Raw genomic sequence first — 12,760 nt, forward strand, 5'->3', positions numbered from 1 at the left:
TATTAGCTCTTTAAGCTTGCGCAAGTAAACTCAATTGAAAGAACTGTCTTTCCAGAAACCTTTGTCTTTCCTTTAAAATAAAATGCATTATCAAGATTTTCAACAAGCTCAACTTCCATCACAAGTTCATCACCAGGCTTTACCATCGACTTGAATCTTGCATTAGAAACTTTTGTCACAACACCAAGCCCACCACCAGTAGCATTGGCCATTAAGCAGGCACCAGTTTGGAATAAGGCCTCTTGTAAAAGAACACCTGGCATAATTGGGTTTCCTGGAAAATGTCCTTTAAAGAAATCTTCACTTCCAAGAACTTGATATGAAGTTAGAATTTTTGTTTCGTGCCTTTCTATAATTTTATCAACAAAGAGAAATGGAGCTCTTTGTGGGATAAGATCTGTTACTACTTCAGACATTATAGACCACCAGTAATTTCTAGAGATGCGCCAGTGATATAGCTTGCTTCTTTAGAGGCAAGAAATAGTACTGCGTGTGCAACTTCAGCAACAGTTCCAAATCTCTTCATCGGAACTTGCTTCTTGTACTCTTTGACTTGATCTTCCGGAAGATCCGCGATGAGTTCAGTATCGATGAATCCCGGGCATACGTTATTAATTGTAATATTTCTCTTTCCTACTTCTTTAGAAATAGATTTTGACATTGCAATTTGACCCGCCTTCGATGCCGCGTAATTTGCCTGTCCCGGAAGACCAAGAGCTCCACCAACTGAACTCATATTAATAATTCTTCCATAACGATTTGATAGGAAGTGATTAACAGCTCTCTTTGTCATAAGAAAAGATCCTGTTAAGTTAACATCAAGAACACGGGTCCAGTCTTCATCTGGCATGACAGGAGAGAGATTATCTTTTCTAATTCCTGAATTATTAATGAGAATATCAATTTTTTCAAATTGACCTTGGATATCTGTCCAAAATGCATCGACTTCAACTGCATTTGAAACATCAAATCTTTTAAGTGTCAGTTTTTCTCCAAGAGCACCAAGCTCTTCTTTAAAAGCATTGGCCTTCTCATCATTTGAAGAATAAGTAGCAATTACACGTGCACCAGCATTTAAGAATGCCTCAGTGATTCCTCTACCAATTCCTCTAGTTCCACCAGTTACAATCGCAACTTGATTATCAAAATTAAACATGTAAATCCTCTTTAATTGTATTATTTGAATCGAGATATAAATTTAATTCGTGAGCTTGAATCACACCGTAATTTGCGGCCCCAAGCCAACCTGACATTATAATTCCAACAGAACCACTATGATATAGTCCTTCAATTTGGTTTGTGATTTCTTTTGAAACCTCAAGTCCTTCGAACTTAGTTCCAAAACTTGAGCCAAAGTGGTGGTGAGTATATTTTTCAACTGTTAATGGAGATGATGCTGTAACGTAATCAATCTTCTCTCTAATACCTGGTACGATTTTTTCAAAAGTCGAGATAGCATTTTCAATTAAGTACTTCTTGCGAGCATCATATTCTTCTTTAGTCAGATCTTTCCAGTCTTCGTAACGAGCATTAATACTTGATACGATAGCATACTTTTGTGGAAGCTCTGGTCTCATATCAGGGTAATATATTGAGAAAGTCTGACTCTCTGCCTTTGGAGAGAGAAGATCTTCGGTATTAAAATTCTTAGTATCAGAATAGAAGATAAGTTCACCAATATGAGGGATACTCTCACCTTCCTTAAGCCCCATAAAAACCTGGCAGCTTGAAGTATTAACTCTAACCTTCTGTGCTTTTTCAACAAAATTAGGAGAGAAGTTCTCTTTCCCACATAGTTTAAAAATAGTTCCATGAAGAGATGAGTTAGAGATTACCGAACGTGCACGAACAGCTGTTTCTCCAATTTGGACTCCTTGAGCTTTACCATTTTCAACAATGATCTTATCAACCATTGTTTGAAGCTTGATATCAACACCATTTTTTAAGAGCTCATCTCTCATCATTCCAATTAACTTATCCGTACCACCTCTAAAGATATAAGCACCTTTATTCATGAAGTTTGAAAAAACGATACCAAAAGTAATCGCTTCATCTTCAAGAGTCGATCCATTAGCGTAGGCCATCGGCTCTAGGAGGAAACGGATAACATCATTTCTATCTCCAAAGTAGCGTTCAAAAAGATCTTTGTTCTTTTGGGCACTATCATCGTAGAAATTCATTTCACGTAGTTCTTTAAAGAAACCTAGAACATAGTCTTTTTCTAAACCAAACTTCGTTACCAAGATATTGATATAATCTTCTTTCGTAAAATCTGTTTCAATATCAAACTGAGGATTAATAAATCTAATTTTTGGTACTCGCTCAATACAGTCAGCAATTTCCTTAGACCAGTAACGACGACAAGTCTTCACCATACCATATGGAAAACCATGAAGAGAAATATCAAAAATGTGTCTCTCTCCTTCACTTGCTGGTCTTCGAAACCAAGTCGCAAAGCCCCCCAGTTTATTGTGGGCCTCAAGAAGAAGAACACTTCTTCCATCCAGTGCAAGCTTATTTGCGGCCGTCATACCAGCTAAACCAGAGCCAATAACAACGACATCATAATCCTTTGTGATTTTATCATTCTTCTTCAATAACATTTACTTTCCTAACTCTAATTTAATGATACCTTCGAGAACTTCTCCCGAAGATAATTCTTTTAATATTGCATTAAAAACAATTTCTCCATTCTCACTTAAACCTGGTCTTCCGATGAAAGTGATGCCTCGAGAATTTGAAAGTTCATACTTTTTTTGATCAAGTGAAACTATCTCACCTTGCTTATAAATTGACGACCACGAATTTCCATCAAAGAAGAAAAGTGTCTTTTTCCCGTCGAAATCTTCACCACGAAGAAGAACCTGCCCCTTGTCATTAACAGACGGAGAGAATCTATCGAAGTTTTTGATTTCTTTACCTTCTGTTAACACAACTTTCATTCCATCATTATTAGACAAATAAAGAACAACCCCAGCATCTGTTTTTGCAAAGAAAGCAATTGTTCCATTTCTCGAAATTCCATACTGATTTTCAATCGAAATAATTTTCGAAGACGGCATTGCATCTCTATCAAGAGCTACAGGAGTAAACCTTCCCTTTGAGATTGAATAATTCCAAAGTTTATCGGGCTGTCCTTCTCCTAGTGCACCAGGTTCTCCATAACGAACTTTAAAGAGAATATTGTCTCCGGCAACATGATGACTAAAGAGGTACGAGACGCCATCTTGCTTATCTGCGATGATTTCTCTTGTTTCTTGTCCATCAATAACAATAAGTCTTTTTTGATTTGCTCTTTCGCCACGATCTTCGATAAGACGAAGTATATATTGACCATTTTCGTTTACAGAAACACCTGACATCGCAAAAGTTTCTCTCTTTAGCTCCATGATTTCTGTTTTTTCTTTAGTAGCCGTATTAAAACCGAAACTACCTTGACTTGATCCACCATCATGTGTCCCAAATGCAAGAAGTCCATTATTAGAAAGAGAAACGTCTGAAGCAAAAACTCCACCAGTAAGAACTGTCTGAAACTCAGCTTGATCAGCACCGGCCTTCATAAAAAAGATTGCACTATCAACACCAGCATCTCCAGCGGCCATAACGTTAAATGCAATATCTCCATTTGAGTTAATTGCCGGAGAGACATTTGTAAGAAAACTAACGGCCGGTAACATATGACCATTAGTCCCTGTCGCGACAATTAATTTCGGCGTTAGCGCCATTGTAGAAAATGAAAATAAAGCTGTAATTAATCCTATAACTCTTTGCATAATAAACCTGCCATTTTTTTGTGAATATAGTACCCAAAGGGCAATCATGAGTCACGATTTATAGGTTAATTTTTATCAAAAACAGCAATGGCCCATGGCGACATCAAGGATAAAAGCTATAATTACTTTTAAAGAAGGTGTAGAATACGCGACATGACAATATTATGCTCACTAAAAAACATCAATGTCGCTTTCGGACAGAAAGTAATCTTCAATAATGCCTCATTTCAAATCGAACATGGGGATAAGATCGGTCTTATCGGACTCAACGGGATGGGGAAATCAACTCTGTTTAAAATCCTATGTGAAAGACTGATTCCAGATACTAGTACTCCCCCATTTGTCTTTGATAAGGCGACGGCCAAGCAAGGGGCGAAAATGGAGTATAGTGTATTTCTGGTACCACAGAAATTTGAAGTTCCACCTCCATCACTTGGACTTAATAAGGTTAGTGATTATTATCTCTTCTACTATCCAGAGATCAGAGAAAATCTCAAACTTCTAAATGAACTTGATGAAAAACTTGCGCTTAACCACGAAGATGAAGCTATTATAAATAAGCACCATCAAATTACAGAAAGGCTTGATCACCTCGACTATTATGGAATCAGTGATAAGTACCACTCATATCTTAAGTCATTTGATCTGCAGAATATGGATTCAGACGTCAATGACCTCTCTGGTGGAGAGCAGAGAAAAGTACTTCTGGCCTTAGGACTTACCTCGCAGGCAAACTTGATTCTTTGGGATGAGCCAACGAACCACCTTGATTTTGAAACAATTAATCTTTTTGAAGATGAAATTACAAAATCAAATACATCACATATTATCATCTCCCACGATAGATACTTACTTTCAAAAGTTACAAATAAAATTTTTCATATTTCTCGCGCACAAATTCTCTCTTACACAGGAACCTATGCTGACTATATGGAACATGTTGCAAGTGAAGAGAATGCAAGAAAGCAAATGTTATCAAAACTAAAAAATTCTCTAACGAGAGAGCTTGCGTGGATGAGGCAAGGGATTAAGGCACGTGGGACACGAAGTAAAAAGCGTGTTGAAAATTATCACGATCTGGCCTCGAAAGTATCAACTTTAAAAAGTGATGCTAAGAAGTCGATGGAAATTTTAATTAACAAATCTGGACGAAAAACAAAGAAGCTTACAGAATTCATTGATGTTAGCTTTAGCTACGACAAAAAACCGATATTTAAAAATTTAAACTTCTCTCTCTACAAAGATGATAAGATTGGTGTTCTTGGAACTAATGGAGTTGGAAAATCGACTTTAATGAAGATCATCTCAAAGCAATTAGAGCCAAGCCTTGGTAAGATTAAATACGCTGATGATTTAAAGATTTGCTACTTCTCACAACTTAGAGATGAGCTCCCACTTAATAAGTCTCCTTTCGAACTATTAGGAGATGGAGAAGATTTTATTCACTTTAAAAGTGGTCGATCTATTCATGTCGCGACTTACTTTCAAAATTATCTTTTCAATCAAGGTGAGCTTCACCGTCCACTTTCTAGTTTCTCTGGTGGTGAGCTAAATAGACTTCAACTAGCGCTAAATCTTAAAAACGAAGCGGACGTTTGGATTTTTGATGAGCCTACTAACGACCTTGATATTGAATCGATTGAAATTCTAGAAGACAAGCTAAGTAAATTTGATGGAACTGTAATTATTATTTCACACGATAGAACATTCCTAGAAAACGTTACGAACAAAATTTGGCATATTGAAAATCATGAGATCGAATTTTTTGAAGTTGGGTATTCACAAGTTGCGCCATACCTCGAGGCCTGTCAGATTGAAAAAGATTTACTGGCCAAAGAAGAAAAAGAAAGACCTTCGTCTAAACAAGTAGTAATTGAGATTAAGAAACTTGATCAACAGGAAAAAATGCGACTTGATAAACTTCCACAAATCATTGAGGAGCAGGAAGCATCAATAGCCCAAATTGAAGAACTTCTATCACGATTTGATTATTCGACAATGGATGCAGAAAAGAGTGAGATTGTTGGTAAACTAACCTCTAAAAAAGATAAGCTCGAAGAAGAACTACTCGGTCTTTACGAAGAAGTTGAAAGCCTAGAAAGTCGTTTATAAAACGACTATGGCTTCTCTTTGCGGATCATGGCCATCGCAACCTTAACTCCATCAACAGCAGCGGATGTGATTCCTCCGGCATAGCCAGCTCCTTCTCCACATGGATATAACCCCTTATGTGAATCAGACTCGAAAGTCACGCGATTTCGTAAAATCGTTACGGGCGCTGAGGTACGAGTTTCTGGTGCCATGAGAATTGAATCATTAGAAACAAAGCCAGGCATTTTTTTGTCAAAGTTTTGAAGACCTTCATAGAGACCTTGTTGAATAAACTCTGGAAGAATTTTTCTAAGATCGTATTTAAAAATACCTGATGGACATGAAGTTTTTGGCAAATCGGACTTTACTGAATTATCAAGAAAATCAGTTAAAGTTTGTGTTGGAATTTCTCTACCAGTTGCACATTCTTTTGATGCGAGAAATGCTTTCTTTTCAATTTCTCGTTGAAAATAATGACCAGCAAGAACATCATCGATAGGGTAATCTTCACCGGCCCTAACTGTCACAACAAGAGCAGAGTTAGACCAACGAGAATTTCGTGCGTAGTTACTCATTCCATTAACAACAATTCCATCCGCTTCAGTACCAGAAGATAGAACATAACCACCAGGACACATACAAAAACTATATGTTCCCTTGTCGTTATTTTTATTATGATAAGTTAATTTATATCTAGCAGCTCCAAGGTCGCAGGCTGCAAACTTTCCATACTGAAGATAATCAATATGCTGACGAGAGTGTTCAACACGAACACCAACCGCAAAGTCCTTAGCCTTCATTGCTACTTTATTTTCTTTTAGGTGAAAATAAACTTCTTTTGCAGAATGGCCAGTGGCAAGAACTACATTATTTGATTCTAGTTGTTTTCCATTACTAAGGATGACACCTTGAACACTATTATTATCCGAAGCGTATACAAGTTTATCAACACGCGTGTTGTAAATAATCTCACACCCATTTGCCATAAGATAATCAGTGATTTTATTAATTAGTGCACGAATTTTATTTGAACCCAAGTGAGGATTAGATGTGTACGCCGTTTCAGGAGGGGCCCCAAAATCAACGAGGCGATTCATGACGTATTCAACATATGGTGACTTAATACGAGAGATTAGTTTTCCATCACTGAATAGTCCGGCACCGCCTTCACCGTAACAAACATTATTTTCTTCATCGAACTCACCATAGCGCCAAAATTTTGCAATATGCTTCATTCTATTGTGAGCTCGATCTCCTCTTTCAATTAAAATTGAAGGGATACCGTACTCAACGAGACGAAGAGCACAGAACAGCCCGGCAGGACCAGCTCCAATAATGATTGGTTTTTGATTAAACTCACCAAGTTTTTTAAACTCTTCTTTGAAAGTCTTAAACTCTTCACCAGGATAAACAAGCTCAATTGTATAATTGTAAATTGGTTTTTTCCCACGATTTGCATTTCGAGCATCAAGGGCCTCCGAATAAATACGGTAGTCCTCGAAACCAGGATATGTTTTATTTAAATAAAAATCGAGATCTTGATCGAAATCAAGTTGGAATTGCACTAATTTACTCATGGGTATAAAATACTAGAAATCCAACATTCTTTCTACAGGGAATGCAATAAATATATAATTTAAGGACAATTTATGGCCCAAATTACTCAGATAATCATTGGTGACGAGCTACTAAGTGGAAAAATTCAAGATCTTAATCTTAAGTGGCTTGCGACAACACTACTTCCAACAAAGCATAAACTCGTTGCAACAAGAATTATTGGAGATAACGAGGAGCAAATTAAGGCGGTCTTAACGGAAGCTTCAAAAGAAAGTGACGCCATTATCATTACAGGGGGTTTAGGCCCTACAAAAGATGATAAAACAAAGAAGGTTCTAGGCGACTGGATTGGTGGCCAAATGAAAGAAAATAACCAGGCGATGGAACTTGCTAAGACCCATTATGCGCGATGGGATCGTGAGTGGACGAAAGAGCTAAATAGTTATCATCTTATTCCAGAAGGTATTACTCCCCTCTATAATCCTATTGGTTTTGCACCAGGGCTGATGCTAACAAAAGACAATACTTATATTTTCGCAGCTCCTGGTGTACCAAGAGAATTTCAAGGAATGCTAACAGATGTTATTCTCCCTATTATCGACAAGGAAATCGGAGGGGAAGCCGAGGAGCTTGAGCTTTTTAATATAAGAACATATGGAATTCCTGAAGAAGTTATTTTTGGAAAATTATGTCCAACATTATGGGATGATCTTGAAGTCTTTGGAAGCGTGAGTTCTCTTCCTGGAATTAATGGTGTTGATATAACGATTCGTCTCTTAAAAGATAATCAAGTCGAAGAAAAGAAAAATAAGATTAAAAAAATTGTCTATGCAACAGATCTTGCTCCAAATATCTGGCACATTGGTTTAGAGAGCCTCCAGGAAGTAGTTGTGATGAAAGCAAAAGAGAAAGGTATAACATTTTCTTTCGCTGAAAGTTGCACAGGAGGACTTGTAAGCTCTTTAATCACAGATATCTCTGGAAGCTCAACTCCGTTTCTTGGCTCTATTATAAGTTATTCTAACGATGTAAAAATCAAACAACTTGGCGTAAAAGAAGAGACTCTTAAAAGTTTTGGTGCCGTTAGTAAAGAGACAGCCCTTGAAATGGCCATTGGTGCTAGAGAGCGTATAAATTCTCACATTGGAATTTCTCTTACAGGTATTGCTGGACCACTCGGCGGAAGTAAAGAGAAGCCAGTTGGAACAGTTGCGATTGGCCATTCAACTAGCAAAGAGTCATGTAGTGAAGTTTATAACTTCCACGGTGATAGAATAAAACTGAAAGAAAGATTTGCAGCTAAAGCACTCTCGATACTACTTGATCAAATTAACAAATTCTAAGAAATATCAACAATACAAGAAAGTGTTGATTCAACTTTGAGCTCTTCACTAAATGGGATAATAGAAGTTTTATAAAGCCCGTTTAGTTGAGTCTCAATAACCTGCTCACCATATTTACTATATGTACGTTTTGCAATTTTTTTCTGTGTAATATTCTTTGAATTAACATTTAAATCAAGATTGGAAATATCAACACTCACATCAACTTGAAAGTTAACACCTTTCACTGGAAGACGTGCAGTCATTTTATTATCGGCTACACGAATAATTCTTCCGTCTGCAATAACAAGATTTCCAGATTCGTTGAATATCTTCGTTTTCAAGTTACAAGTATTGGCCATCGTCACAGTGGAAAGAGCAACAAGTGACATAATTTTTAAAGTTCTCATGACTACAATATAGCCAATCTAAAAAAATAGTGGTTCAATTTGTAAAAAAGATATGATCAAGATGAAAGTGTCTAAATAATATTCAATGACGGAGATGGAAATGATTTCTAAATACCTAATATCATTATTCATAATTACAAGTACAATGGCAATCGAATGTGTCAGTGAAACAAGAGAATATGTTGATTCTAATGAAGTTCGTGTAAATCGGGAAATTCTAGATGTTATCTTTAAAACGCCCCAAACAACAAAACTTTCAGCTGATAATGCAAACTCAAGTTTTAATGTAACAATAGAAAAAGAAAAAATCACTTCTATCATCTCACTAGGACCTGACTACACAATTGGAACCCTTGTGACAGGTGAATTTGATAACCAAGGAAAGTTCAAACACACATTAGTTGGACCAACTTATACTTCTATCCTTACGTGTATTGAATAAATCCTGAATATTTTTCATTTAACATGAAAAACAAATGAGTACGTTATATATTGGCCTCAAATAAAACAATGAGGTCTATGTATGAAACTACTTATCAGTCTAGTATCACTTCTTTCTATGTTTTCAGCATCTGCAGCATGTATACAAGGTAATATCACAATTGGTGTAAACTTATCACAAGAAACCCTAGCTGCTGCATATGAAAATGGAGAAACGACATTCAATGGAGACACAGATCATCTCTATACAATATTAAATGGAGAGAAAACGGTTTATGATATTGGAACTGTTGAAGACGACAATGCTGGAAACTTTTTAGTCAAAGGAATTTCCTCAGAATTTGCAACTTATTTCGAAGTCTATCATGATCACGAGACATGGCACTATGGACTTGAGGGATACTTTACAACTACAGATAATAAAATAATTGATCTAAGAGATTTTAAAAACTGTGATTACAATTCTCTATTTGAATAAAAGAAGGGGCCCAAGAACTTGGGCCCCTAGACTTTGTGTAGGTTGTTGATTTACAGGCCTAAATAGACCCATACTGTTTATGCTGCATTTTTAGATTCTTCTTTTTCAATTATTAATTTTTCAATCATCTGGCCGGCTCCCTTCAAACGAGTAGCGAGCAATCTTGAAAGATTCAAAATTAACAATGAAAATATTTTAGGATTTGTCTTATAGAGACTGAATATCTCATGATAACGTACAACCAAAATATCAGTATAATTATCACTTATAACATCGGCGTATCGAATATTCTCTTTCAATAAAACCATCTCACCAAAGAGATCTCCCTTTCTAAGTGTCGCTACCTTGTGACCATCCTTTTGAACATAAGCACTACCTGCGAGAATGAGAAAGATCTCATCCCCATGGTCACCACTTCTAAAAATGTAATCATCTGGCTTTAATGTTATCACTGAGCATTTTTCACAAATAGTCATGATCTCTTCATCATATAGCTCTTGAAACAACGGACAACCTTTTACTATATTTAAAACGCTCATAATAACTCCAATTAAGCTGCTTCTTTATCATTTACCTTTTCATCTTTCTTCTCAATTCTATCAAGTCTTCCAAGTATATCTTTTAAAACGATAAGCATTTGAGGAAATACGTCCTTATCTTTCTTACTATCATTTTGAATGTGATACCAAAGAATCTGTAAACTTGTTTCAACTTTTTTAAACGTTCTAAATCTCATATCTTGGATCGGGAAGAACGTATTAAGAAAAGTAAGAATCAAGTTGAATAAAATCCCTACAATCGAAGTCTTCATGGAAAAGGCAACATTAATAACGAATCTTGTTAAGTTCTCACTAGACCCCTCGAGGTTTTTAAAGTCGATATTCGCAATTTCAGGAAGGGCCATCGCAATACCAATAAACGTCCCAAAAACCCCAAAAACAATAAACAATGAAGGTAGAATATCAATTGTTCTTGAAATACCTTCAATTGGAATATGACCATAGAGCTGAGTCCAATTCTTGTCCTCATTCATAATACGATCGGTAAGCTCATCAAAATCAGGAGGAACTTGTACATTAAAAATTGCAGATTCAGCCTGAATTGATGCAATCAAACCATGTTTCGATCCGACATAATCACCAAGTGACAAACGAGCATCATCTTCATCTTCCGCTTCTCTTCCTGTGATATTCTTATTATGCGAAAAACGAAGCGAGTTAGTAGGAAGTTTTTCGTTTACACGACCAAGGATATTTGAAAGATAGCTTTCAACATCATCAACTTTAACACCTTTTCCTTTGTCCTCACTCACACAAGTATCAAGCTCTCGTGTAAATCTTGAGTAATAGGCCTCATCATCCTTACTATGCTTATAAGCAGCATATCTAAAGACGAGGGCACCAGTTAATAAACAAAACATAAACTCAATTAGATAATTCCCAAAAAAGGAGAGAACTAGTTCGACCATAAATCATCCTTTGGTAAGTTTAATATTTTTTCAATTGTCTTAGGATCATCTTTTAATGAAAAGCTAAGCTCAACTCTTTGTGATAATGAGCAACTAAACTCACCACACTTTAAATCTGGATTTTCAAATGGGATATAATCAGCTGAAGCAGGTGATCTATCCGCAAGTAGAATCCCTTGTGGTTCAATTAAGTCATCTACATACTTCTCACGTTTAACAGAAAGTGGAACTGGTCTTGTAAACCCGTACCCAATACTTTTAGTAACGTTTCTCATGTGTAATTTATGTGGAAACTTAAGTCTCTCCCCATAAATATAATTAGTAATTGAAAGCGCTCTTCTAGAAGATAAATTCAAGTTATAGTTATACGCATTTGGCTCACTATTAAATGGATCAACTGCACCATTTAAATAGTTTGGCGAAGCGTGACCTTCAACGTTGAAACTTTGAATCTTCTCTTTAATTTCTCCATCAGAGAAAAGTACATCGGAGTACACAGGGATAATTTGCGCGAGTTTATCCTTAGCAAATTTTGAAAGTCTCGCAGAGTTAGTTTCAAACAGAAGGTTCTTATCCATTAACAGCGTAACGTTACCTGTTTTTGGGTCTACCTTCGCATCAATATTATTCTCTCTAAACTTTCTCGCTAAATTCTTAGCAATATTTGCACGCAAATTCTTTTTCTCATTTTCAATCTTGTTTGCAACATCACGTAACTGGTTCAAAAACTTATCTTTTGTCGCAATAACTTTATCCTTCTTATCTTCACATTGTGACAGTGCCTTTGCTTTTGTTCCGATACCATTTTCAAGGTCATTGATTTTTCCAAGCAGACCATCTTTCTCATTACCACACTGAGCGATAACACTATTTAACTTATCAAGGTTGTTATTTAAGCTAGCAATTGAACGACCTTTATTAGAAAGTTTGTCCTTAAGATCTTTATTTTCACTACCCATAGTAGCAAGTTGCCCTTTGAGACCATTTAAGTCATTTCCAAGACTCGCAACTTTTGCTTTTAATCCACTATTGTCATTTTCAAATTTAGCAAGTTGATCTTTAAGTCCATTATTCTCATTACCCAGCCCAGCTAACTGACCATTAAGTTTACCAATCTTATCTTTAAGACCACCAAGTTCGCCGGCCATCTTTCCAAGTTTTCCTTTAAGGCCATCGTTTTCACCTTTAAGTGCACCCATCTCTCCGGCCATCTTTCCAAG

At 36.3% G+C, this 12,760-nt stretch carries 12 protein-coding genes and 1 pseudogene; 4 read left to right on the forward strand and 9 right to left on the reverse strand.

Going from position 1 to position 12,760, the window contains the following annotated elements; all coding sequences use genetic code 11:
• Positions 1-2 precede the first annotated feature (2 nt).
• Genes fabZ through M900_RS10465 form a run of 4 tightly spaced genes read right to left on the reverse strand, consistent with a single transcriptional unit; the run spans position 3 to position 3,773 of the window.
• Positions 3-416 carry a 3-hydroxyacyl-ACP dehydratase FabZ gene (fabZ, locus tag M900_RS10450; protein WP_021274804.1) on the reverse strand — a complete coding sequence of 138 codons (414 nt, stop codon included), beginning with the start codon at positions 414-416 and terminating at the stop codon, positions 3-5.
• A complete protein-coding gene (fabG, locus tag M900_RS10455) occupies positions 416-1,156 on the reverse strand; it encodes a 3-oxoacyl-ACP reductase FabG (protein ID WP_021274811.1) in 741 nt (246 codons plus the stop codon). The genes fabZ and fabG overlap by 1 nt, the downstream gene beginning before the upstream one ends.
• A complete protein-coding gene (locus M900_RS10460; RefSeq protein WP_021274801.1) occupies positions 1,149-2,603 on the reverse strand; it encodes an NAD(P)/FAD-dependent oxidoreductase in 1,455 nt (484 codons plus the stop codon). Before M900_RS10460 ends, fabG begins: the two co-directional genes overlap by 8 nt.
• Entirely contained in the window at positions 2,604-3,773 is a 1,170-nt protein-coding gene (locus M900_RS10465) for a hypothetical protein (protein ID WP_021274794.1), read from the reverse strand. It lies immediately after the preceding gene.
• Between the two features lie 153 nt (positions 3,774-3,926).
• On the opposite strand from M900_RS10465, the gene M900_RS10470 reads away from it, so the two are divergent.
• Positions 3,927-5,885 (forward strand): ABC-F family ATP-binding cassette domain-containing protein, encoded by a 1,959-nt coding sequence (locus M900_RS10470; RefSeq protein ID WP_021274829.1) that lies wholly within the window; start codon positions 3,927-3,929, stop codon positions 5,883-5,885.
• Positions 5,886-5,890: 5 nt separating this feature from the next.
• On the opposite strand, the gene M900_RS10475 is transcribed toward M900_RS10470, so the two are convergent.
• The gene (locus M900_RS10475) at positions 5,891-7,441 is read right to left on the reverse strand and encodes an NAD(P)/FAD-dependent oxidoreductase (RefSeq protein WP_034732403.1); all 1,551 of its coding nucleotides are present in this window, start codon (positions 7,439-7,441) and stop codon (positions 5,891-5,893) included.
• 72 nt (positions 7,442-7,513) lie between these two features.
• On the opposite strand from M900_RS10475, the gene M900_RS10480 reads away from it, so the two are divergent.
• Positions 7,514-8,764 carry a CinA family nicotinamide mononucleotide deamidase-related protein gene (locus M900_RS10480; protein ID WP_021274817.1) on the forward strand — a complete coding sequence of 417 codons (1,251 nt, stop codon included), beginning with the start codon at positions 7,514-7,516 and terminating at the stop codon, positions 8,762-8,764.
• Here the strand turns inward: M900_RS10480 and M900_RS10485 are convergent.
• Positions 8,761-9,153, reverse strand: coding sequence for a hypothetical protein (locus tag M900_RS10485; protein ID WP_021274838.1), 393 nt, complete (start codon positions 9,151-9,153; stop codon positions 8,761-8,763). The genes M900_RS10480 and M900_RS10485 overlap by 4 nt on opposite strands.
• A gap of 100 nt (positions 9,154-9,253) precedes the next feature.
• Between M900_RS10485 and M900_RS10490 the strand changes: the two genes are divergently transcribed.
• Positions 9,254-9,595, forward strand: a complete 342-nt coding sequence (locus M900_RS10490) for a hypothetical protein (protein ID WP_021274832.1) — start codon at positions 9,254-9,256, stop codon at positions 9,593-9,595.
• Positions 9,596-9,676: 81 nt separating this feature from the next.
• The gene (locus tag M900_RS10495) at positions 9,677-10,072 is read left to right on the forward strand and encodes a hypothetical protein (RefSeq protein WP_021274824.1); all 396 of its coding nucleotides are present in this window, start codon (positions 9,677-9,679) and stop codon (positions 10,070-10,072) included.
• 77 nt (positions 10,073-10,149) lie between these two features.
• Here the strand turns inward: M900_RS10495 and M900_RS10500 are convergent, their stop codons facing one another.
• From M900_RS10500 to M900_RS10510, 3 genes and pseudogenes are all read right to left on the reverse strand, one after another.
• A complete protein-coding gene (locus tag M900_RS10500; RefSeq protein ID WP_021274805.1) occupies positions 10,150-10,611 on the reverse strand; it encodes a cyclic nucleotide-binding domain-containing protein in 462 nt (153 codons plus the stop codon).
• Between the two features lie 11 nt (positions 10,612-10,622).
• A complete protein-coding gene (locus M900_RS10505; RefSeq protein ID WP_021274820.1) occupies positions 10,623-11,540 on the reverse strand; it encodes a hypothetical protein in 918 nt (305 codons plus the stop codon).
• A pseudogene (locus tag M900_RS10510) lies at positions 11,528-12,760 on the reverse strand (OmpA family protein); the annotation flags it as partial. The gene M900_RS10505 and the pseudogene M900_RS10510, both read right to left, overlap by 13 nt.

The organism is Bacteriovorax sp. Seq25_V (assembly GCF_000447795.1).
GTDB lineage: Bacteria > Bdellovibrionota > Bacteriovoracia > Bacteriovoracales > Bacteriovoracaceae > Halobacteriovorax_A.